Origin of the sequence: Enterobacter cloacae complex sp. P16RS2 (genome assembly GCF_014982155.1) — a bacterium.
Taxonomy (GTDB): Bacteria; Pseudomonadota; Gammaproteobacteria; order Enterobacterales; family Enterobacteriaceae; genus Enterobacter; species Enterobacter cloacae_M.
In genome coordinates this window covers 65,093-86,537 of sequence record NZ_JADCKW010000009.1, presented here as the reverse complement: position 1 = coordinate 86,537, position 21,445 = coordinate 65,093, and the positions used below count along the sequence as shown (strand labels likewise).

20 protein-coding genes are annotated in these 21,445 nt (G+C 54.5%); 14 read left to right on the top strand and 6 right to left on the bottom strand.

Features of this window, described 5'->3' with window-relative positions:
- Nucleotides 1-50 precede the first annotated feature (50 nt).
- The gene (locus tag INF68_RS05395) at nt 51-1,550 is read left to right on the top strand and encodes a cyclic diguanylate phosphodiesterase (protein ID WP_126786203.1); all 1,500 of its coding nucleotides are present in this window, start codon (nt 51-53) and stop codon (nt 1,548-1,550) included.
- 290 nt (nt 1,551-1,840) lie between these two features.
- Here the strand turns inward: INF68_RS05395 and INF68_RS05390 are convergent, their stop codons facing one another.
- The 3 genes from INF68_RS05390 to icd all read right to left on the bottom strand — a co-directional run bounded on the left by INF68_RS05390 (nt 1,841) and on the right by icd (nt 3,836).
- Nucleotides 1,841-2,086 carry a DUF2543 family protein gene (locus INF68_RS05390; RefSeq protein WP_063440335.1) on the bottom strand — a complete coding sequence of 82 codons (246 nt, stop codon included), beginning with the start codon at nt 2,084-2,086 and terminating at the stop codon, nt 1,841-1,843.
- Nucleotides 2,087-2,160: 74 nt separating this feature from the next.
- Nucleotides 2,161-2,508 carry a DUF1304 domain-containing protein gene (locus tag INF68_RS05385; RefSeq protein WP_029739846.1) on the bottom strand — a complete coding sequence of 116 codons (348 nt, stop codon included), beginning with the start codon at nt 2,506-2,508 and terminating at the stop codon, nt 2,161-2,163.
- A 77-nt stretch (nt 2,509-2,585) separates the two neighbouring features.
- Nucleotides 2,586-3,836, bottom strand: coding sequence for an NADP-dependent isocitrate dehydrogenase (gene icd, locus INF68_RS05380; protein WP_008500752.1), 1,251 nt, complete (start codon nt 3,834-3,836; stop codon nt 2,586-2,588).
- Between the two features lie 117 nt (nt 3,837-3,953).
- Here icd and rluE point away from each other — a divergent pair, with 117 nt between their 5' ends.
- The 8 genes from rluE to INF68_RS05340 all read left to right on the top strand — a co-directional run bounded on the left by rluE (nt 3,954) and on the right by INF68_RS05340 (nt 11,762).
- Nucleotides 3,954-4,607 (top strand): 23S rRNA pseudouridine(2457) synthase RluE, encoded by a 654-nt coding sequence (gene rluE, locus INF68_RS05375; protein WP_023311239.1) that lies wholly within the window; start codon nt 3,954-3,956, stop codon nt 4,605-4,607.
- Nucleotides 4,608-4,616: 9 nt separating this feature from the next.
- Nucleotides 4,617-5,090, top strand: a complete 474-nt coding sequence (locus INF68_RS05370) for an NUDIX hydrolase (RefSeq protein WP_045358066.1) — start codon at nt 4,617-4,619, stop codon at nt 5,088-5,090.
- A 40-nt stretch (nt 5,091-5,130) separates the two neighbouring features.
- Nucleotides 5,131-6,243 carry a tRNA 2-thiouridine(34) synthase MnmA gene (gene mnmA, locus INF68_RS05365; protein WP_032657963.1) on the top strand — a complete coding sequence of 371 codons (1,113 nt, stop codon included), beginning with the start codon at nt 5,131-5,133 and terminating at the stop codon, nt 6,241-6,243.
- A 26-nt stretch (nt 6,244-6,269) separates the two neighbouring features.
- On the top strand, nt 6,270-6,899 hold the full coding sequence (gene hflD / locus INF68_RS05360; protein ID WP_023311236.1) for a high frequency lysogenization protein HflD: 630 nt from the start codon (nt 6,270-6,272) through the stop codon (nt 6,897-6,899).
- A gap of 19 nt (nt 6,900-6,918) precedes the next feature.
- Nucleotides 6,919-8,289, top strand: a complete 1,371-nt coding sequence (gene purB / locus INF68_RS05355) for an adenylosuccinate lyase (RefSeq protein WP_044596802.1) — start codon at nt 6,919-6,921, stop codon at nt 8,287-8,289.
- Between the two features lie 123 nt (nt 8,290-8,412).
- On the top strand, nt 8,413-9,084 hold the full coding sequence (gene phoP, locus INF68_RS05350) for a two-component system response regulator PhoP (RefSeq protein ID WP_126786235.1): 672 nt from the start codon (nt 8,413-8,415) through the stop codon (nt 9,082-9,084).
- The gene (gene phoQ / locus INF68_RS05345) at nt 9,085-10,548 is read left to right on the top strand and encodes a two-component system sensor histidine kinase PhoQ (RefSeq protein ID WP_023311181.1); all 1,464 of its coding nucleotides are present in this window, start codon (nt 9,085-9,087) and stop codon (nt 10,546-10,548) included.
- Nucleotides 10,549-10,640: 92 nt separating this feature from the next.
- Nucleotides 10,641-11,762 (top strand): cupin domain-containing protein, encoded by a 1,122-nt coding sequence (locus tag INF68_RS05340; RefSeq protein ID WP_109844452.1) that lies wholly within the window; start codon nt 10,641-10,643, stop codon nt 11,760-11,762.
- A gap of 89 nt (nt 11,763-11,851) precedes the next feature.
- Here INF68_RS05340 and pepT read toward each other — a convergent pair whose 3' ends face one another.
- On the bottom strand, nt 11,852-13,075 hold the full coding sequence (gene pepT, locus INF68_RS05335) for a peptidase T (protein ID WP_032665021.1): 1,224 nt from the start codon (nt 13,073-13,075) through the stop codon (nt 11,852-11,854).
- A 237-nt stretch (nt 13,076-13,312) separates the two neighbouring features.
- Here pepT and potA point away from each other — a divergent pair, with 237 nt between their 5' ends.
- The 4 genes from potA to potD are packed head-to-tail and all read left to right on the top strand — an operon-like array spanning nt 13,313 to nt 17,121.
- Entirely contained in the window at nt 13,313-14,461 is a 1,149-nt protein-coding gene (gene potA / locus INF68_RS05330) for a spermidine/putrescine ABC transporter ATP-binding protein PotA (RefSeq protein ID WP_170864495.1), read from the top strand.
- On the top strand, nt 14,445-15,302 hold the full coding sequence (potB, locus tag INF68_RS05325; RefSeq protein ID WP_096151223.1) for a spermidine/putrescine ABC transporter permease PotB: 858 nt from the start codon (nt 14,445-14,447) through the stop codon (nt 15,300-15,302). Before potA ends, potB begins: the two co-directional genes overlap by 17 nt.
- A complete protein-coding gene (gene potC, locus INF68_RS05320) occupies nt 15,299-16,090 on the top strand; it encodes a spermidine/putrescine ABC transporter permease PotC (protein WP_023311176.1) in 792 nt (263 codons plus the stop codon). Before potB ends, potC begins: the two co-directional genes overlap by 4 nt.
- Complete coding sequence (potD, locus tag INF68_RS05315; RefSeq protein WP_023311175.1) at nt 16,087-17,121, top strand: spermidine/putrescine ABC transporter substrate-binding protein PotD; 1,035 nt, start codon at nt 16,087-16,089, stop codon at nt 17,119-17,121. Before potC ends, potD begins: the two co-directional genes overlap by 4 nt.
- 46 nt (nt 17,122-17,167) lie before the next feature.
- On the opposite strand, the gene INF68_RS05310 is transcribed toward potD, so the two are convergent.
- Complete coding sequence (locus INF68_RS05310; RefSeq protein WP_193525276.1) at nt 17,168-18,397, bottom strand: EAL and HDOD domain-containing protein; 1,230 nt, start codon at nt 18,395-18,397, stop codon at nt 17,168-17,170.
- A gap of 236 nt (nt 18,398-18,633) precedes the next feature.
- Here INF68_RS05310 and INF68_RS05305 point away from each other — a divergent pair, with 236 nt between their 5' ends.
- The gene (locus INF68_RS05305) at nt 18,634-20,565 is read left to right on the top strand and encodes a methyl-accepting chemotaxis protein (protein WP_126786205.1); all 1,932 of its coding nucleotides are present in this window, start codon (nt 18,634-18,636) and stop codon (nt 20,563-20,565) included.
- A gap of 45 nt (nt 20,566-20,610) precedes the next feature.
- On the opposite strand, the gene cobB is transcribed toward INF68_RS05305, so the two are convergent.
- Nucleotides 20,611-21,432, bottom strand: a complete 822-nt coding sequence (gene cobB / locus INF68_RS05300; RefSeq protein WP_045357033.1) for a Sir2 family NAD+-dependent deacetylase — start codon at nt 21,430-21,432, stop codon at nt 20,611-20,613.
- Nucleotides 21,433-21,445 lie beyond the last annotated feature (13 nt).

The window sequence follows — 21,445 nt, the reverse complement described above, 5'->3', positions numbered from 1 at the left end:
TGGCTGTGTTAAGATTTGTGAAATCAGGGAGCGGACTGGATAACTGGAAAATGAAAAAGCTCATTGCCGTTGCTATCGTTTCGACGCTTCTGGTTTTCCTGTCTCTTTATGCGGTCAATGCTGTAATCATTGGTCAGCAGAAGAGCAAACAGCGTGAAATATCCCGTACCCTTTTACATTATTCAGAAGACGTATCCCAAAGCGTGGCGCTGGGTCTCAAAAGCATCACGACGCAGGGATGTGATAAAACCAGCCTCGATCGCTACAGACAAATTAAGCTTAATAATCTTTATTTTGCCGATATCGGCTTTATTGAGAAGGGGAAAATTGTCTGTACCGCTTTTTGGGGAAAACTCGCGACGCCCGTTGCACTTCCTGCAGAACTGCATAAAACGCCGAGGGGCTTTCTCCTGGCCCAGTTTTCGAGAAAAGACTTTTTCACGGGCAATGCGGCAATTTATAATAATATTATTATCTTCACCTCCCGCTATGCTTACGATAAATTCACACCGGTCACCGCAAGCTATTCGCTCAGTGCTACCACCAAAGATTTCGGAAGAGTCTTTTTTTCGGCCGCCACGGAGCTAAATCAGCAGAGCTGGCTGCATTCGACGTTGTTTACCCTGACTCTGACACAGTGCAGCGCCTTCTGGGACCTGTGCGTCATCGTGAAGCATCACGACGCCGGGCTGGCCTCGTTACCTCCATTTATCTTTGCGCTTCTCGCGGTCATTCTCTGTTTTATCTGGACTGCGATAACGTTATTTATCTTCCGTATCTATGAAGACCGTTTTTCTCTGGAACGTACGCTGATAAAAGCCGTCATCACGAATACCATCAGCGTTAACTATCAGCCCATTATTCGCATTCACGATCAAAAAATCGTGGGCGTCGAAGTTCTGTCGAGATGGCGCGATCAAAAGCACGGGGACGTCTCTCCGGAGCTGTTTATCCCATTAATTAAGAAGATCGGTCTGTATAAAAAATATTACAGTAATATTATCGAAAAATCCCTTTCCGAAATTGCCCCTCTGGCGATAAAACACCAGCTGATAGTCTCAATAAACGTTGGGCACAAGGAAATTGAAGATGGACAGTTCATTACCATTTTGCGCCGTGCGTGTTTTGCCAACCACCTTCCCCTTTCCCTGATGAAGGTCGAACTCTCCGAAAAAGCCGTTTCCACGGCAGATATCCTCGAGGGATTCTGTCAGGAGCTGAAATCGCTCGGCGTTAAAATATCAATAGATGATTTTGGCGTGCAAAACTCGAATCTCGCCCGCCTGTCGCTGCTTGAATATGATGAAATCAAAATCGATAAGTCGCTGGTGGACGGCATCAGCGAGCATTATAAGCAAAACATCTTTGTAATCTTCAGCGATGCCCTTGCAAGATTGAATAAAACGCTTGTTTTCGAGGGCGTGGAAAATGAAATTCAATATCGGTTTATTGCAAGCCGATATCCTGATGCGTTGATTCAGGGATGGTATTTTTCAAAAGCACTCACCCGAAGCGAGTTGGCGAAGCGACTCACCGGGGTCGCACCGTAATCCGAAGCCTTGCGCGTCCGTTTTTTTCCAGTCGGGCATTTCTATTTTTTACGCAAAAACATATAGTCGTCACATTCAGACGGTAGATTACCCTGAAGCACACTCATATTTTGGTTAAAAACGTGAAATTATCCTTACTATTACCAGTGGTACTCTTTTGTCTTACCGTTATTTTCGGGCTGTTTATAGACGCCCCCGCGTCGCATATTCTGCGGAAAAAATGCATGTGGTCCGATAGCGTGATGCTGAGCTGTATCGCCAAGCATCAGCATAACGGCTTTTGAAGCAGACTATTCATTTCCCCACTGATTGAGGAAGTTCGCAATATCATCGATGCGACCCGCACGGATCCCGGCCTCAGTGGCCATCTCCTGCTGAGCTTCCTCGCTAATCTCCTCATTATTCGATAAACGGGTGAGCAGCAGCTGGAAATAATGTGCCAGCGCGTCGCGCTCTGACTCAGCGACCTGCTCAGCGGCTTCCGTCGCGTACTCATCGGCAATGTCATAATATTTCAGTGGGATATCGTTGTTCATAACTGTCTCGTCGCTAATCTTTACGGGTAAAGCCATCAGTATATCGGACGCCTAATCTCAACCAAAGCATTGCTTCAGATGAGTAACGCAAGCAGCGCTGCGAGAGCGGGCGCGGCCTGTACATACAAAATTTTTCGGCTGGCGGTGGCTGCGCCAAAGAGCCCGGCGATCAGTACACAGGTCAGGAAGAAGATGGCTACCTGAATCCCCTTTTCGCCGAGCCAGAGGCTCCAGAGCAGACCGGCAGCCAGAAAACCGTTATACAGCCCCTGATTCGCGGCCAGCACGCGGGTGTCGCGCGCAAAATCAGGACGCAGATTAAAGGCCTTGTGCCCTGTTTTCGTATCCCACAGGAACATTTCCAGCACAAGAATGTAAAGATGGATGAATGCAACGACAGCGATAAGGACGGTGGCTAACATCGTGTTGTCTCCCGCAGGCAGAGGCAAAAAAAACGGGAACCCTCAGGCCCCCGCTCTTGTTTAACCCAGAATCTGGATTACATGTTCGCGATAATCGCGTCGCCAAACTCTGAACATTTCAGCAGCTTAGCGCCTTCCATCAGACGTTCGAAATCGTAAGTTACGGTTTTCGCGTTGATCGCGCCTTCCATACCTTTAACGATCAGGTCTGCGGCTTCGAACCATTCCATATGACGCAGCATCATCTCTGCGGACAGGATGATAGAGCCTGGGTTCACTTTGTCCTGACCCGCGTATTTTGGTGCAGTGCCGTGGGTCGCTTCGAACAGAGCGCACTCGTCACCGATGTTCGCGCCAGGGGCGATACCGATACCGCCAACCTGAGCTGCCAGGGCGTCAGAGATGTAGTCACCGTTCAGGTTCATACAGGCAATTACGTCGTATTCTGCAGGACGCAGCAGGATCTGCTGCAGGAACGCATCGGCGATCACATCTTTAATGATGATCTCTTTGCCGGTGTTCGGGTTCTTAATTTTCTGCCATGGGCCACCGTCGATCAGCTCACCACCGAACTCTTCTTTCGCCAACTGGTAACCCCAGTCTTTGAACGCGCCTTCGGTGAACTTCATGATGTTGCCTTTGTGAACCAGGGTCACAGAGTCACGGTCGTTGGTGATCGCGTATTCGATGGCCGCACGCACCAGACGTTTAGTACCCTCTTCAGAGCATGGCTTGATGCCGATACCGCAATGCTCAGGGAAGCGAATTTTCTTCACGCCCATCTCTTCGCGCAGGAATTTAATCACTTTTTCTGCGTCAGCAGAGTCCGCTTTCCATTCGATACCCGCGTAGATGTCTTCTGAGTTTTCGCGGAAGATAACCATATCGGTCAGTTCAGGGTGCTTAACCGGGCTTGGGGTGCCCTGATAGTAACGAACCGGACGCAGACACACGTACAGGTCCAGCTCCTGACGCAGTGCCACGTTCAGGGAACGGATACCGCCGCCAACTGGCGTCGTCAGTGGGCCTTTAATAGCAACGCGGTAGTCGCGGATCAGATCCAGCGTTTCTGCTGGCAGCCAGACGTCCTGGCCATAAACTTGCGTCGATTTCTCACCGGTGTAAATTTCCATCCAGGAAATTTTACGCTCGCCTTTGTAGGCTTTCTCAACAGCGGCATCAACCACTTTCAGCATCGCCGGGGTAACGTCTACACCGATACCGTCACCTTCGATGAACGGGATAATCGGATTGTGAGGAACGTTAATCTTGCCGTTTTGCAGGGTGATCTTTTTACCTTCCGCCGGAACAACTACTTTGCTTTCCATTAACCTCTCCTTCGAGCGCTTCTGGTTGTTACTGATCTTATGTTAATAAATTGTAATGAGCCCTTCGATAGTACCTGATTGTCCTGCGCCATGAAAGGTCTTCGTTATTAGGCTATAATGCGGCAATTGATAACGCCTGAAAATACCATGAAGAAAACTTCTTTTACAAAACACCGGGTTGAGCGATTCAGCTCGCGACAAGCCGCCAGAAGACCGCAGGAAACCCAGCCGAAGCGGGTTATTTTGTTCAATAAACCCTACGATGTTTTGCCTCAGTTTACCGATGAAGCCGGACGCAGCACGCTGAAGGATTATATCCCTGTTCAGGGCGTCTACGCGGCCGGGCGCCTGGACCGCGACAGCGAAGGCCTTCTGGTCTTAACCAACGACGGCGCGTTGCAGGCGAAGCTCACGCAGCCGGGCAAACGCACCGGCAAAATTTACTTCGTCCAGGTGGAAGGCGAGCCGGATGACGCGACGCTGGCAGCGCTACGCAGCGGCGTGACGTTGAACGACGGCCCAACCCTGCCGGCGGGTATTGAACGCGTGAATGAACCGGAGTGGCTGTGGCCGCGCAACCCGCCGATTCGCGAACGCAAATCCATTCCAACAAGCTGGCTCAAAATAACCCTTTATGAAGGCCGCAACCGCCAGGTTCGGCGCATGACCGCACACGTCGGCTTCCCTACCCTGCGTCTGATTCGCTACGCCATGGGCAGCTACACCCTGGAAACGCTGGCAAACGGCGAATGGCGCGACGTTACCCCTTAAGGAGTCACTATGTTTAAACCTCATGTCACGGTTGCCTGCGTGGTCCACGCCCGGGGTAAATTCCTTGTTGTCGAAGAGAGCATTAACGGCAAAGCGCTGTGGAACCAGCCTGCCGGACACCTTGAAGCCAATGAAACCCTGCTGCAGGCAGCGAAACGCGAGCTGTGGGAAGAGACCGGCATTCACGCTGAGCCTCAGCACCTCATCCGCATGCATCAGTGGATCGCACCTGACCACACGCCCTTCCTGCGCTTTTTATTCGCCGTTGAGCTTAGCGAAACGTGCGCCACAGAGCCGCAGGATGACGATATCGACCGCTGTCTGTGGGTCACTGCCGACGAGATCCTGAACGCGCCAAACCTGCGCTCGCCGCTGGTTGCGGAAAGCATTCGCTGCTGGCAGTCAGGCGCACGCCTGCCGCTGGATGTTATCGGCGCATTTAACTGGCCGTTTACAGAGGGTGCCAATGGTGGGGGGGCGTGATAGAATACGCCGCCTTGAAGTTCAATGTCGTGAGTATTCCATGTCAGATAACAGCCAGAAAAAAGTGATCGTCGGCATGTCCGGCGGTGTCGATTCCTCCGTTTCCGCCTACCTGTTACAGCAACAGGGCTATAAGGTGGAGGGCCTGTTCATGAAGAACTGGGAGGAAGATGATGGCGAGGAATACTGCACCGCCGCAGCGGATCTCGCCGACGCGCAGGCCGTATGCGATAAGCTCGGCATTGAGCTGCACACCGTTAACTTTGCCGCAGAATACTGGGATAACGTTTTTGAACTCTTCCTCGAAGAGTACAAAGCGGGCCGCACGCCGAACCCGGATATTCTGTGCAACAAAGAGATCAAATTTAAGGCCTTCCTGGAATTCGCCGCAGAAGATTTGGGCGCAGACTATATTGCGACCGGTCACTACGTGCGCCGTGCAGACGTGAATGGCAAAAGCCAGCTGCTGCGCGGTCTGGACGGCAACAAAGATCAAAGCTACTTCCTCTATACGCTGAGCCACGAGCAAATCGCCCAGAGCCTGTTCCCGGTCGGCGAGCTGGAAAAGCCGCAGGTGCGTAAAATCGCCGAAGAGCTGGACCTGATCACCGCGAAGAAAAAAGACTCTACCGGCATCTGCTTCATCGGCGAGCGCAAATTCCGCGATTTCCTGGGACGTTACCTGCCTGCACAGCCGGGTAAAATTGTCACCGTCGACGGGGAAGAGATTGGCCAGCATCAGGGGCTGATGTACCACACGCTCGGCCAGCGTAAAGGCCTGGGTATTGGCGGGACCAAAGAAGGTAGCGAAGATCCATGGTATGTTGTCGACAAAGACGTCGAAAACAATATTCTGGTTGTTGCCCAGGGCCACGATCATCCGCGTCTGATGTCCGTTGGCCTTATCGCGCAGCAGCTGCACTGGGTCGATCGTGAGCCGCTGAAAGGCACGCTGCGCTGCACGGTGAAAACCCGCTACCGTCAGACCGATATTCCTTGCACCATTACCGCGCTCGATGACGATCGCATTGACGTGCGTTTCGACGAGCCGGTCGCGGCCGTCACCCCGGGCCAGTCTGCTGTCTTCTACAGCGGCGAAATCTGTCTGGGCGGCGGGATCATTGAACAGCGCCTGCCGCTGCCTGCTGTTTAATACGATTCACACCTAAAGGAGACCGTGTGGCGAAGAACTACTATGACATCACCCTGGCGCTGGCGGGAATTTGCCAGTCAGCCCGTCTGGTGCAACAGCTGGCGCATCAGGGTCATTGCGACGCTGACGCCCTGCACGTTTCGCTGAACAGCGTTATCGATCTCAACCCCGGCTCGACCCTGGGCGTGTTCGGCGGCAGTGAAACCAATCTTCGTCTCGGTCTTGAAACTCTGCTGGGCGTGCTTAACGCCAGCAGCCGTCAGGGATTAAACGCGGAGCTGACCCGCTACACGTTGAGCCTGATGGTGCTGGAGCGTAAGCTGAACGCCGCAAAAGGTGCAATGAATACGCTGGGCGATCGCATTGCCGGGCTGCAGCGTCAGCTCGATCATTTTGACCTGCAGTCGGAAACGCTGCTGAGCGCTATGGCCGGCATTTATGTTGACGTCATCAGCCCGCTGGGGCCGCGTATTCAGGTCACCGGATCCCCTGCCGTGCTGCAAAGTCCGCAGGTACAGGCAAAAGTGCGCGCGTCCCTGCTGGCAGGGATCCGCGCCGCCGTGCTGTGGCACCAGGTGGGCGGTGGCCGCCTGCAGTTAATGTTTTCTCGTAATCGCCTGACCACTCAGGCAAAACAAATTCTTGCTCATTGTTAACCTCCCGGAGTTGCGAATTATGGAATTATCCTCACTGACGGCCGTATCCCCTGTCGATGGACGCTACGGCGATAAAGTCAGCGCGCTGCGCGGGATCTTCAGCGAATATGGTTTGCTGAAGTTCCGTGTTCAGGTTGAAGTACGCTGGCTGCAGAAGCTGGCCGCCCAGGCAGCAATCAAGGAAGTTCCTGCTTTTGACGAAAAGGCAAACGATTACCTTGATAAAATCGTTGCCGAGTTTAGCGAACAAGACGCCGCGCGGATTAAAACCATCGAACGCACCACCAACCACGATGTGAAAGCGGTTGAGTACTTCCTAAAAGAGAAAGTGGAAAGCGTCCCTGCGCTGCACGCCGTGTCTGAGTTCATTCACTTCGCCTGTACCTCTGAAGACATCAATAACCTGTCTCACGCGCTGATGCTCTCCACCGCGCGCAAAGAAGTGGTGCTGCCTTACTGGCGTAAAATCATCGACGCGGTAAAAGCGCTGTCCGTGGAATACCGCGACATTCCGCTGCTCTCCCGTACCCACGGCCAGCCAGCCACCCCATCCACGATGGGTAAAGAGATGGCGAACGTCGCGTACCGTATGGAGCGCCAGTACCGTCAGCTGGAACAGATTGAGATCCTCGGCAAAATCAACGGCGCGGTCGGTAACTATAACGCCCACATCGCCGCTTACCCGGAAGTGGACTGGCACCAGTTCAGCGAAGAGTTCGTGACCTCTCTGGGCATTCAGTGGAACCCGTACACCACGCAGATTGAGCCGCACGACTATATCGCCGAACTGTTTGACTGCATCGCGCGCTTCAACACCATCCTGATCGACTTCGATCGTGACGTGTGGGGCTACATCGCCCTGAACCACTTCAAGCAGAAAACCATCGCCGGTGAAATCGGCTCTTCCACCATGCCGCACAAAGTTAACCCAATCGACTTCGAAAACTCCGAAGGCAACCTGGGCCTGGCGAACGCCGTGCTGCAGCATATGGCAAGCAAACTGCCGGTATCCCGCTGGCAGCGCGACCTGACCGACTCCACCGTACTGCGTAACCTGGGCGTGGGCATTGGCTACGCGCTGATCGCGTATCAGTCCACCCTGAAAGGCGTGAGCAAACTGGAAGTGAACCGTGACCGTCTGCTGGACGAGCTGGACCACAACTGGGAAGTGCTGGCGGAGCCAATCCAGACCGTGATGCGCCGTTACGGTATCGAAAAACCGTACGAGAAGCTGAAAGAGCTGACCCGCGGAAAACGCGTTGACGCCGAAGGCATGAAGCAGTTTATCGACGGTCTGGCGCTGCCGGAAGAAGAGAAAACGCGCCTGAAGGCGATGACCCCGGCGAACTACATTGGCCGCGCCATCACCATGGTCGACGAGCTGAAGTAACGCCCCTCTCCCCCTTTTCGCCCGAAAAGGGGGATGCTTTTCCCCGGTTTACTCAATGTTTATCCCCACAACAACATAATCAGCGTTAAACTATTCATACCAATTATTTAGGGAGAAGAGATGATGCGCGTACTGGTTGTTGAGGATAACGCATTACTACGCCATCACCTGAAGGTTCAGCTTCAGGAGATGGGACATCAGGTGGACGATGCTGAAGATGCAAAAGAAGCCGATTATTATCTCAATGAACACCTGCCGGATATCGCCATTGTCGATTTAGGGTTGCCTGACGAAGACGGTCTGTCGTTAATTCGCCGCTGGCGCAGCCACGATGTCTCCCTGCCGGTTCTGGTTCTGACAGCCCGTGAAGGCTGGCAGGATAAGGTCGAAGTGCTCAGCGCGGGTGCAGACGATTACGTCACCAAGCCGTTTCATATTGAAGAGGTGGCGGCGCGTATGCAGGCGCTGTTACGCCGCAACAGCGGGCTGGCTTCACAGGTTATTTCCATCCCGCCTTTCCAGGTCGATCTCTCCCGCCGGGAATTAGCGATCAATGATGAAGTGATTAAGCTCACCGCCTTCGAATACACCATCATGGAAACGCTGATCCGTAACAATGGCAAAGTGGTGAGCAAAGATTCCTTGATGCTCCAGCTTTATCCTGATGCTGAACTGCGCGAGAGCCATACCATTGACGTGCTGATGGGACGCTTGCGTAAGAAAATTCAGGCGCAGTATGCGCAGGATGTGATTACCACCGTCCGTGGCCAGGGCTACCTGTTCGAATTACGCTAAATGAGAGGGATTTTACGCCACATACTGCCCCTCTCGCTGCGGGTTCGTTTCTTACTGGCAACAGCCGCCGTCGTGCTGGTGCTGTCGCTCTCCTACGGCATGGTCGCCCTGGTAGGCTACAGCGTCAGCTTTGATAAAACCACCTTTCGGCTGTTACGTGGCGAAAGCAATCTGTTTTATACCCTGGCGAAGTGGGAAAACAATCAAATTACCGTCGAAATGCCGGAAAACCTCAACCAGCAGAGCCCGACGCTGGCCCTGATTTATAACGAAAAGGGGAAATTACTGTGGGCGCAGCGTGATATTCCCTGGCTGGTCAAAAGCATTCGTCCGGAATGGCTCAAAACCAACGGATTTCACGAAATTGAAGCCGATCTCAACACCACCAGCTCGCTGATCCATGAAGATCGCTCCCTGCAGCAAAAGCTGAACGAGATCCGCGCCGACAACGCCGAGACGGAGATGACGCACTCCGTCGCGATTAACCTCTATCCGGCGACGCTGAACATGCCGCAGCTGACCATTGTGGTGATCGACACCATTCCGGTCGAGCTGAAGCGTTCTTATATGGTCTGGAGCTGGTTCATCTACGTTCTGGCTGCGAATCTCCTGCTGGTGATCCCGCTGCTGTGGGTAGCGGCGTGGTGGAGCTTGCGCCCCATTGAGTCACTGGCGAAAGAGGTTCGTGAGCTGGAAGAACATCATCGCGAGAAGCTGAACCCGGAAACCACCCGTGAGCTCACCAGCCTGGTGCGTAACCTCAACCGCCTACTGAAAAGTGAACGCGAACGCTACGATAAATACCGTACCACCCTTACCGACCTGACCCACAGCCTGAAAACTCCGCTGGCCGTCATGCAAAGTACCCTGCGTTCAATGCGCAGTTCGAAGCTGAGCGTCGATGATGCCGAGCCGGTGATGCTGGAGCAGATCAGCCGTATTTCCCAGCAAATTGGCTATTACCTGCACCGCGCCAGCATGCGTTCCGGCAGCGCGCTTCTGAGCCGCGAGCTGCACCCGGTAGCCCCGCTTCTGGATAACCTCACGTCCGCCCTCAACAAGGTGTATCAGCGTAAAGGGGTGAACATCAGCCTCGATATCTCGCCAGAGATAAGCTTTGTGGGTGAAAAAAATGATTTCATGGAGGTGATGGGTAACCTGCTGGATAACGCCTGCAAATACTGTCTGGAGTTCGTGGAAGTGTCAGCGCGTCAGACGGAAACCGAACTGCATATCATCGTTGAGGATGATGGTCCGGGCATCCCGCGCAATAAGCGTGACGTGGTGTTCGATCGCGGTCAGCGCGCCGATACGCTACGTCCTGGCCAGGGCGTAGGATTAGCTGTCGCCCGTGAGATTGTCGACCAGTACGACGGTAAAATAGAAACCAGTGAAAGCCTGCTGGGCGGCGCCAGAATGGAGGTTATTTTTGGTCGCCAGCAGCCCACATTGAACGATAGTTAACCCGTTATGTGAAAAATGCGAGGATCTCGCAGCCGGGGGGCTGAGCTTCCGTTATAATCCGAGTCAGTAAGAGCCTGCGGAATAAAAAAATTATGGATTATCACTTAACGCTTAACTGGCCCGAGTTTATTGAACGTTACTGGCAAAAACGCCCGGTGGTTCTGAAACGCGGATTCAGCAATTTTGTCGACCCTATCTCGCCTGACGAGCTGGCAGGTCTGGCCATGGAAAACGAAGTCGACAGCCGTCTGGTCAGCCACCAGGACGGGAAATGGCAGGTTAGCCACGGTCCTTTCGAAAGCTACGATCACCTCGGTGAAAACAACTGGTCGCTGCTGGTACAGGCGGTCAACCACTGGCACGAGCCGACTGCCGCCTTAATGCGCCCGTTCCGCGTCCTGCCCGACTGGCGCATGGACGATCTGATGATCTCCTTCTCCGTGCCTGGCGGCGGCGTAGGTCCGCATCTGGACCAGTACGACGTGTTCATCATTCAGGGGACGGGCCGCCGCCGCTGGCGCGTGGGCGAAAAAGTGCCGATGAAGCAGCACTGCCCGCATCCTGACCTGCTTCAGGTTGACCCGTTTGAAGGGATTCTCGACGAAGAGCTGGAGCCGGGTGATATTCTCTACATCCCGCCGGGATTCCCTCACGAAGGCTACTCCCTGGAAAACTCACTCAACTACTCCGTGGGGTTCCGCGCGCCGAGCGGCCGCGAGATGATCAGCGGATTTGCCGACTATGTTCTGCAGCGCGAGCTGGGCAGCTATCGTTACAGCGATCCTGATGTGCCTGCGCGCGAGCATCCGGCGGATATTCTGCCAGAAGAACTCGATAAGCTGCGCGGCATGATGCTGGATTTGATCAACGAGCCGGAGCACTTCAAACAGTGGTTTGGTGAGTTTATCAGTCAGTCTCGTCATGAGCTGGACGTTGCGCCGCCGGAGCCGCCGTATCAGGCTGACGAGATTTATGATGCGCTTCAGCAGGGCGATAAGCTGACGCGTCTGGGCGGGTTGCGCGTGCTGCGCATTGGTGAAGAGGTATTCGTCAACGGCGAGAAGCTGGACTCTCCGCACCGTCCGGCGCTGGAAGCCATTGCCAGCCATCTGGTGCTCACTGCCGACACCTTTGGCGATGCGCTGGAAGATCCTTCCTTCCTCGCGATGCTGGCCGCGCTGGTCAACAGCGGTTACTGGTTCTTTGAGGACTGAGTCGTGATATTTGCCGGGTGGCGGCTTCGCCTTACCCGGCCTACATTCCGATCGTAGGCTCGGTAAGCGTAGCGCCACCGGGCTTTTTCTTACCGCTTCGCGGTCAACTCCGCTATCCGTACTATCACCTTCACCGCTTTTTCCATCCCTTCCAGCGTCACAAACTCATGCTTGCCATGGTAGTTGTAGCCACCGGTAAACAGGTTCGGGCACGGCAGCCCCATAAACGACAGCTGAGAACCGTCGGTGCCGCCGCGAATCGGCTTCAGCTGCGGTTCAATATCGCAGTCGCGCATCGCCTGCTGGGCGATATCGAGAATATGCGGATGCGCCATCACCTTCTCGCGCATGTTGTAATAGCTGTCTTCAATGATCAGCTCAATATAGCAATCAGGGTGTAACCCTTTACCGACCTTCTTCGCGATCTCCATCATCTTGCGCTTGCGCGCCTCAAAGGCTTTGCGGTCGAAATCGCGGATGATGTAGTGCATCTGCGCGCTATCTACGGTGCCTTTGATGCTGGTCAGGTGATAGAAACCTTCATACCCTTCGGTCTGTTCAGGGCTCTCTTCCGCCGGGACTTCTGCATGAATTCGCGACGCCAGCGACAGCGCGTTCACCATGACGCCTTTCGCCGAGCCGGGATGAACGTTGTTGCCGACAATTTTGATGGTAACAGACGCGGCATTGAAGTTTTCATACTCCAGTTCACCGACGCCGCCGCCGTCGACGGTATAGGCCCATTGCGCGTTAAAGGCTTCCACGTCGAAATGTTTTGCGCCCTTTCCCACCTCTTCGTCCGGCGTAAAGGCCACGCGGATATCCCCGTGCGGGATGTTTTTGCCCTTCAGCACCGCCAGCGCGGTCATAATTTCCGCGATACCCGCCTTGTCATCCGCCCCCAGCAGCGTTTTACCGTCGGTGGTGATCAGCGTCTGGCCCAGCAGCTGATGCAGTACCGGGAACATCACCGGCGAGAGCACTTCGTCACCAATGCCCAGCGCAATATCGCCGCCGCGGTAGTTTTCCACAATCTGCGGGTTCACATGTTTACCACTAAAATCCGGAGAGGTGTCGACATGGGAGATAAAGCCAATCGCCGGAATATCACCCTGGACATTCGCCGGCAGCGTTGCCATCACAGTGCCTTTTTCGCTTAACGTGACGTTGACCAGCCCCATGGCGTCAAGCTGCTCTTTAAGCAGGTTTAACAACTTCCACTGGCCTTCGGTGCTGGGCACCTGGCGAACACCCGGCTTAGATTGGGTATCCAGCGAAACGTACTGTAAAAAACGCTCAAGTAATTTATCCATGCAGTCACCCTCACTTTTTGTGACAACATTATCAATAAGCATCAAAACGCAAATATTGCGTCAGGTCACTTTTATCCCGCAAACGAGAATATTTTCCGTTTATATGGTTATGCGTTAGTAAATGTAGCTTATGAATCAGTGACAAGGTTTGGCGTTCGCAGGGGATTGCCGTAGAATGTCCGCCCTCATTACGAGTCACCAAGGTGGTTACACACAAACCCCGCTTCAGTCTGCTGCCTGAGGCGTCTATATGGGACAGCGCAAAAATTGAATACACAATCCCGTTCACGTTCACCGCTGGTGCAACTGGAACGAATTCGTAAAAGTTTTGATGGTAAAGACGTTATTTCCGACCTCACTCTGACCATCAATGACGGTGAGTTTCTGACGCTGCTTGGCCCCTCGGGCTGCGGCAAAACAACCGTACTGCGCCTTATCGCCGGGCTGGAAAGCGTCGATAACGGCCATATCCATCTTGAAAACCAGGACATCACCCAAGTTCCTGCCGAAGATCGCCACGTCAATACCGTCTTTCAGAGCTACGCCCTGTTCCCGCACATGACCGTGTTTGAAAACGTGGCGTTTGGCCTGCGGATGCAAAAAACGCCGGCGAATGAGATCGAACCGCGCGTCACCGACGCCCTGCGCATGGTGCAGCTTGAGACGTTTGCCCAGCGTAAACCCCATCAGCTTTCCGGCGGCCAGCAGCAGCGCGTGGCCATCGCCCGCGCCGTGGTCAATAAGCCGCGCCTGCTCCTGCTGGATGAATCCCTCTCCGCGCTGGATTACAAGCTGCGCAAGCAGATGCAGAACGAGCTCAAAGCCCTGCAGCGCAAGCTCGGCATTACCTTTGTCTTCGTCACCCACGATCAGGAAGAAGCCCTGACCATGTCCGACCGCATCGTGGTGATGCGCGACGGCAAAATCGAGCAGGACGGCACGCCGCGCGAAATCTACGAAGAGCCGAAGAATCTGTTTGTCGCCAGCTTCATTGGCGAGATCAATATCTTCGACGCCACGGTCATTGAGCGTCTGGACGACCAGCGCGTGCGCGCCAGCGTTGAAGGACGCGAGTGCAATATCACGGTGACTTTCCCCGTCGAAAAGGGACAAAAACTCAACGTTCTGCTGCGCCCGGAAGATCTGCGCGTCGATGAAATTCACGGCAATACCGAGGCCGAAGGGTTGATTGGCTATATCCGCGAGCGCAACTACAAAGGGATGACGCTGGAGTCCGTTGTCGAGCTGGAGAACGGCAAAATGGTGATGGTCAGCGAATTCTTTAACGAAGACGATCCTGACTTCGACCACTCTCTCGACCAGAAAATGGTTATCAACTGGGTTGAAAGCTGGGAGGTTGTGCTGGCTGATGAAGAACACAAGTAAATTCCAGAATGTGGTGATCGCCACGATCGTCGGTTGGCTTGTGCTGTTTGTCTTTTTGCCCAACCTGATGATCGTTGCCACCAGCTTTCTGACCCGCGACGACGCTAGCTTCGTTTCGCTGGTCTTTACGCTGGACAACTACGCGCGCCTGCTCGATCCGCTCTATTTAGACGTGCTGCTGCACTCGCTCAACATGGCGCTGATTGCCACCCTTGCCTGTCTGGTGCTGGGATATCCTTTCGCATGGTTCCTCGCGGGCCTGCCGCAAAAGGTGCGGCCCCTGCTGCTGTTTTTACTGATTGTTCCCTTCTGGACCAACTCGTTAATCCGCATCTACGGGCTGAAGATCTTCCTTAGCACAAAAGGCTATCTCAATGAATTTCTGCTGTGGCTGGGAGTGATTGATACGCCGATCCGCATCATGTTTACCCCGAGCGCGGTGATTGTCGGCCTGGTCTATATCCTGCTGCCGTTTATGGTGATGCCGCTCTACTCCAGCATCGAGAAGCTGGATAAACCGCTGCTGGAGGCGGCAAAAGATCTGGGCGCTAATAAGCTGCAGACCTTCATCCGCATTATTATCCCGCTGACCATGCCCGGCATTATCGCGGGCTGTCTGCTGGTAATGCTCCCGGCGATGGGGTTGTTCTACGTGTCGGATCTAATGGGCGGCGCGAAAAACCTGCTGATCGGTAACGTGATCAAGAGCCAGTTCCTCAACATTCGCGACTGGCCGTTCGGATCCGCGACGAGCATTACGCTGACGGTGATCATGGGCCTGATGCTGCTGGTCTACTGGCGCGCCTCACGCTTGCTGAATAAAAAGGTGGAACTCGAATGATCGGTCGACTGCTTCGCGGCGGTTTTATGACCGCCATTTATGCCTATCTCTATATCCCGATCGTTATTTTGATCGTGAACTCGTTTAACAGCTCACGCTTCGGGATTAACTGGCAGGGCTTTACCACCAACTGGTACAGCCTGCTGATGAACAACGATAGCCTGCTGCAGGCCGCGCAGCACTCGCTGACGATGGCGATCTTCTCCGCCACCTTCGCGACGCTGATTGGCTCGCTCACCGCCGTGGCGCTCTACCGCTATCGCTTTCGCGGCAAACCGTTCGTCAGCGGCATGCTGTTTGTGGTGATGATGTCGCCGGACATCGTGATGGCCATTTCGCTGCTGGTGCTGTTTATGCTGCTGGGCGTACAGCTTGGCTTCTGGTCGCTGCTGTTCTCGCACATCACCTTCTGCCTGCCGTTTGTGGTGGTGACCGTTTTCGCGCGCCTGAAAGGGTTCGACGTGCGCATGCTGGAGGCGGCGAAAGATCTGGGTGCCAGCGAGATGATCATCCTGCGCAAAATCATCCTGCCTCTGGCGATGCCCGCCGTGGCGGCCGGATGGCTACTTAGCTTCACCCTGTCGATGGATGACGTGGTCGTGTCCTCCTTCGTCACCGGTCCGAGCTATGAAATTCTGCCGTTGAAGATCTATTCAATGGTGAAAGTCGGCGTCTCACCGGAGGTGAACGCGCTGGCGACCATTCTGCTGGTGTTTTCGCTGGTTCTGGTGATTGCCAGCCAGGTTATTGCTCGTGATAAAACAAAATCTCAGGGGACAATGAAATGAAAAAAATGCTCGCCGCTGCGGCGCTGGTGCTTGGCATGGGTGCCGCGCACGCTGATGACAGCAAAACGCTCTACTTCTACAACTGGACCGAATACGTGCCGCCGGGCCTGCTGGAACAGTTCACAAAGGAAACGGGCATCAAGGTTATCTACTCGACCTACGAGTCGAATGAAACCATGTACGCCAAGCTGAAAACCTACAAAGACGGCGCGTACGATCTGGTCGTGCCTTCCACCTACTTTGTCGACAAAATGCGCAAAGAGGGCATGATCCAGAAGATCGACAAAACGAAGCTAACCAATTTTGCAAACCTCGATCCGGAGATGCTCAACAAGCCGTTCGACCCGAATAACGACTACTCCATTCCGTATATCTGGGGGGCAACCGCGATCGGCGTGAACAGCGAGGCCGTCGATCCAAAAACGGTGACAAGCTGGGCCGATCTCTGGAAACCAGAGTACAAGGGTAGCCTGCTGTTAACCGACGACGCGCGTGAAGTGTTCCAGGTCGCGCTGCGCAAGCTGGGCTACTCGGGCAACACGACGGATCCGAAAGAGATTGAAGCGGCGTATAACGAGCTGAAAAAGCTGATGCCTAACGTGGCGGCGTTCAACTCTGATAACCCGGCAAATCCGTATATGGAAGGCGAAGTGAACCTGGGGATGGTGTGGAACGGCTCCGCGTATGTCGCCCGCCAGGCCGGTACGCCGCTTGAGGTGGTCTGGCCGAAAGAAGGCGGGATCTTCTGGATGGACAGCCTTGCGATCCCCGCCAACGCGAAAAACGCTGAAGGGGCGCACAAGCTGATTAACTTCCTGCTGCGCCCGGACGTGGCGAAACAGGTTGCCGAGACGATTGGCTACCCGACGCCAAACCTCGCCGCACGCAAGCTGCTGAAGCCTGAAGTGGCTAACGATAAATCGCTCTATCCCGATGCCGAAACCATCAGCAAAGGTGAGTGGCAGAACGATGTCGGTGACGCCAGCCGCCTCTACGAAGAGTATTACCAGAAATTAAAAGCGGGCCGGTAAACGGTATCGCGTTCTTCCTCACGCCGCCCGTACGGCGTGAGGAGGATTAACTGACCGCATTCTCCCCTGCCCAGATTGTCGCCTTTCTCATCGCCTCAACCACATCCTCATCCGTCAGACCCAGAGCCTGACGAACCCGGGTCGCCTCGTCCCACTGCTGCTGTTCATAGTAACGGCACAGGCTCACCATATCGGCTAAACGTCCTTCCTGATGGCACAGCGCATTGCTCACGCTCTGCGGGACCGCAATTTGCTTCATCAACTCGGCCATCGGCAGCTCAAGGAGGGTATCGAGCAGAGAAAACAGGCCGCACATGAAGGCATTTTCAGCCAGCGTCGGTTCGTTCATCGTCTCTGCGATCAGTTCGCAGAACTTGCCGCGCATCATGCTCAGCGGGTAAAGCTCGCTGACGGTGTCATTGCCCGCACTGGCGAGGACCACGACCGCAACAAACCGTCTCAGCTGGTTTTCCCCGAGGTATCTGAGGACTTCGCTCAGGGTTAACTTGCTGAAATTACAGGCACCGATATGTTTAAATGCGGTGTGCTTCATGTAGCGCATAATCTTATAGGACAGCGTGAGATCGGTTTTAATCAACGACTCGACGATCCGAAAATCGGGTTTATTGCGTCCGACCTCCATTTGCAGCCGAAAAATCGCCAGCTGATTTTGCGATAGCCGTTTATATTTAATGACCTCCGGACGGCAGAAAAAATAGCCCTGAAACAGCGAGAATCCCTCTTCCCGGTATTGGCTGAATTCCTCTTTAGTCTCAATTTTTTCAGCGAGATATTTAATATGCCCGGTTAAATGTTTACGCTCTTTCAGATACTGTTTAATTTGCGCTAAGGTATAATTTCTGACGTCAAACTTCAGTATTGAAATATAGGGTAAAAAAACATCCCATTCTGGCGCAAGCGTGAAATCATCAAGCGCAAACTGATAACCATCCGCACTCATCTCCCTGACAGCCTGCAACAGCTCCGCTCCCGGCACAGCATCTTCCAGGATCTCAATGACCACGCTTTCTTTATCCAGCGCTTCTCCACTGCGGTCTATGACCATTCGCGACGGGAAATTAATAAACGACGTATGTGCCCCGGCGATGCGCTGGGACGGCACGCATAAAAACTGATCTGAGATCATCCTGGAGGTGGCATATTCTGCCGACACATCCGGAAAACGGTTTGTCATCCCATCTCTGAAGAGCAGCTCGTAGGCCACCGTCTTCATCTCAGGGTTAAAAATGGGTTGTCGCGCAATAAATCCGTACATATCCCATCCTCCTCTACAACTTTATATTTATTAGCATCCTCTTTCTACACGACGATAACGAGCTTTATCGAGCACTATTTTGATTGAATGCACAAAATAAAAGCATCCACACTAATTAACTGGATTTACGAAACAAAATTTAAATTAAATATTCCTGACGCTCTACAGAAAGAGGAGAAAATATCCGATAAGGAATATGTGCCTGCCCGACATGCACGATATTACGGGAGATGAGAATGAAAGACGCCATGGTCCGAAGAAAAAAAATAAGCGTCAAGACGTTGATGCTGTTGTCCATTTTCCTCACCGTAACGGTGGGCTTTACGGCAACGATCGGGTTTATGATGTGGCAGTGGATGGCACAGCAGGAGGTTCTGGCCAAAAAACATATCCGCCAGATTGCCGAGGTGCAAGCGTTGCAGGTCAGCAAACAGCTGGATTCTGCCCTGACTGCCGCCCGGGACATGGGCAACAGCGCCCTGGCGCTGCGCGAGGCTGGCGTATCCGAGCGCCAGAGCCTGAACCAGCTGCTCATCCACTACCTTTCGGCTCACCCACAGTTTCTCTCCATGTCGATGGCCTTTGAGCCTAACGCGTTCGACGATAAAGATGCCGTCTGGGCCGGTCAAAGCGGTGAAGATCCTGCCGGGCGCTACGCCCGCTACGTTGACCGGGACGCCAACGGCAAACCGGCATTACACCTGCTGACGGACATCGAAACGCCCGGCAGCGGCGATTATTATCTGCTGCCGAAACAACGCCATAAAGATGTGATCATCGAACCCTATATCTATCCCTACAACGGCGTGGACGTGATGCTCACCTCGATTGCCGCACCCATCATGCGCGACGGTCAGTTTCTGGGTTCGGTCACCTCTGACTTCTCCCTCGCCACGCTGCAATCGACGATCGGCGCGATTAAACCGTGGAACGGCACAGGCTACGCCCTGCTCCTCTCCGCAGCTAATAACGTGGTGTCCAGCCCGGACAAACGCGCGGCAGGCAAGCCTTACGCCGGTCAGATTGCCGGTCATGACGTCACCCGAGTAAACGATCCGCTGCTGAAGGAGGACGTGTTCATCACCTGGCAGGACATCGCCGTCGGTAATAGCCAGACGCCGTGGAAACTCGCCATTATCACGCCGGTCAGCGAAGTGATGGCCGAAGCGCGCGCATTTTTACTGAAAGCCATCATCATGATGGTGTTAAGCATCGTGGCGGTTAGCCTGGTCATGGCACAGATCTTCACCCGTAAGGTTGACCGTCCGGTGGGGGGCGAACCTTCGGAGGCCGCCGGGATCGCCCTGGCCGTTGCCCGGGGAGATCTGAACAACACCATCCCGGTGCGTTCCGGAGATACTCACAGCATTTTTTATGCCCTGCACGCCATGCAGATGCAGCTCAAGCGCATCGTCGACAATATCAGCGAAGCCAGCCACTCCGTGCACGGCGGCACCAGCGAAATTTCGGCGGGCAACCTTGACCTCGCCTCGCGAACCGAGGAACAGGCGGCTGCGATTGTTGAAACGGCAGCCAGCATGGAAGAAATTTCGGTCACGGTGAAGAATAACGCCGACAACGCCCACAAGGCGACCACGCTGACCGATCGCGCCGCGAGCCTCGCCGGGCATGGCGAAACGCTGGTGAACGACGTGGTTGTGGTGATTGGGGAAATTGATGAAAGCGCGCGCAAGATCGGCGAGATTAACACCATTGTCGATGGCATCGCCTTCCAGACCAATATCCTGGCGCTAAATGCTGCCGTTGAAGCGGCACGGGCAGGCGAACAGGGGCGCGGTTTCGCGGTCGTCGCAGGGGAAGTCCGCAATCTTGCCCAGCGAAGCGCTAACGCGGCAAAAGAGATCTCTCAGCTGATTGCCGAGTCCTCAGGGCGCGTGAGCAAAGGCGTTGAACTGGTCAATGAAACCGGGGTGATGATGAAACAGGTGATTGAAGCGGTATCGCATGTGCATCTGGTCATCAACGATATCGTTCAGGCGCTGGACGAGCAAAATCGTGGGATTAGCCAGGTCAGCACCGCCGTTAACCAGATGGACAGCACGACCCAGCAGAACGCCTCTCTGGTTCAGCAGATCTCTGCGGCGGCGCTCTCCCTGGATGAGCAGGCTAAATCGCTCGAGAAGACGCTGGCGTTCTTCCATTCATAAATAAAAAGGCACCCGCTGGACGGGTGCCTTTTCACGCGATTGCCGTTACAGCCCTTTCAGCAGCTTGTCGACAAACTCCGGGACGACCGTGCTTGCCAGACCGTAGTGTTTCTCTTCAAACTCGCTGCCCACCTGGCTTGGCTCAAGATTGAGTTCTACCGTATGCGCGCCGTGCAGTCGCGCTTCGTGGACAAACCCCGCCGCCGGGTAAACATGACCGGATGTGCCGATGGCGATAAATACGTCGGCCATCGCCAGCGCGCTGTAGATATCATCCATTCCCAGCGGCATTTCACCGAACCAGACCACGTGCGGACGCAGGCGCGACGGGAACTGGCAGCAGTGGCACTTATCCTCAGGCAGCACGTCCTCTTGCCAGTCCAGCACCTGACCGCTCCAGGCGCAGCGAACCTTGAGCAGCTCGCCGTGCATGTGGATGATATTCTTGTTACCGGCCCGCTCGTGCAGGTTGTCGATATTCTGCGTTACCAGCAAAAAACGATCGCCGAGCGCCTCTTCCAGCTTCGCCAGCGCCATATGCGCCGCATTCGGCGCGACTTCAGGCTGCTGAAGCTGACGGCGGCGGGCGTTGTAAAACGCCTGGACGAGATCCGGATCGCGGGCAAAGCCTTCCGGCGTGGCCACATCCTCCACGCGGTGCTCTTCCCACAGCCCGTCCGCCGCGCGAAAGGTTCGAATTCCTGACTCGGCGGAGATCCCCGCTCCGGTCAGTACCACCACTCTGGGTTTATCCATCGCTTCTGGCATCATTCTGTCTCTGAAAAAGATCCGCTGGCGCAAGCGCTCACGCAAGCGGCGTTTGTTTTTGCGAAAACGGCTGAGTCGACCCTGGCGACGCGACAGCATAGAAACCTCGTAA

What these genes read in the sequence shown, in the direction of transcription:
- phoP (WP_126786235.1), top strand. Translation starts at nt 8,413, where the DNA reads ATGCGCGTACTGGTTGTTGAGGATAACGCATTACTACGCCATCACCTG.
- potC (WP_023311176.1), top strand. Translation starts at nt 15,299, where the DNA reads ATGATCGGTCGACTGCTTCGCGGCGGTTTTATGACCGCCATTTATGCC.
- INF68_RS05370 (WP_045358066.1), top strand. Translation starts at nt 4,617, where the DNA reads ATGTTTAAACCTCATGTCACGGTTGCCTGCGTGGTCCACGCCCGGGGT.
- INF68_RS05385 (WP_029739846.1), bottom strand. Translation starts at nt 2,508, where the DNA reads ATGTTAGCCACCGTCCTTATCGCTGTCGTTGCATTCATCCATCTTTAC.
- phoQ (WP_023311181.1), top strand. Translation starts at nt 9,085, where the DNA reads ATGAGAGGGATTTTACGCCACATACTGCCCCTCTCGCTGCGGGTTCGT.
- INF68_RS05395 (WP_126786203.1), top strand. Translation starts at nt 51, where the DNA reads ATGAAAAAGCTCATTGCCGTTGCTATCGTTTCGACGCTTCTGGTTTTC.
- purB (WP_044596802.1), top strand. Translation starts at nt 6,919, where the DNA reads ATGGAATTATCCTCACTGACGGCCGTATCCCCTGTCGATGGACGCTAC.
- INF68_RS05390 (WP_063440335.1), bottom strand. Translation starts at nt 2,086, where the DNA reads ATGAACAACGATATCCCACTGAAATATTATGACATTGCCGATGAGTAC.
- icd (WP_008500752.1), bottom strand. Translation starts at nt 3,836, where the DNA reads ATGGAAAGCAAAGTAGTTGTTCCGGCGGAAGGTAAAAAGATCACCCTG.
- potB (WP_096151223.1), top strand. Translation starts at nt 14,445, where the DNA reads ATGAAGAACACAAGTAAATTCCAGAATGTGGTGATCGCCACGATCGTC.
- mnmA (WP_032657963.1), top strand. Translation starts at nt 5,131, where the DNA reads ATGTCAGATAACAGCCAGAAAAAAGTGATCGTCGGCATGTCCGGCGGT.
- INF68_RS05310 (WP_193525276.1), bottom strand. Translation starts at nt 18,397, where the DNA reads ATGTACGGATTTATTGCGCGACAACCCATTTTTAACCCTGAGATGAAG.
- cobB (WP_045357033.1), bottom strand. Translation starts at nt 21,432, where the DNA reads ATGCTGTCGCGTCGCCAGGGTCGACTCAGCCGTTTTCGCAAAAACAAA.
- INF68_RS05340 (WP_109844452.1), top strand. Translation starts at nt 10,641, where the DNA reads ATGGATTATCACTTAACGCTTAACTGGCCCGAGTTTATTGAACGTTAC.
- INF68_RS05305 (WP_126786205.1), top strand. Translation starts at nt 18,634, where the DNA reads ATGAAAGACGCCATGGTCCGAAGAAAAAAAATAAGCGTCAAGACGTTG.
- potD (WP_023311175.1), top strand. Translation starts at nt 16,087, where the DNA reads ATGAAAAAAATGCTCGCCGCTGCGGCGCTGGTGCTTGGCATGGGTGCC.
- pepT (WP_032665021.1), bottom strand. Translation starts at nt 13,075, where the DNA reads ATGGATAAATTACTTGAGCGTTTTTTACAGTACGTTTCGCTGGATACC.
- rluE (WP_023311239.1), top strand. Translation starts at nt 3,954, where the DNA reads ATGCGGCAATTGATAACGCCTGAAAATACCATGAAGAAAACTTCTTTT.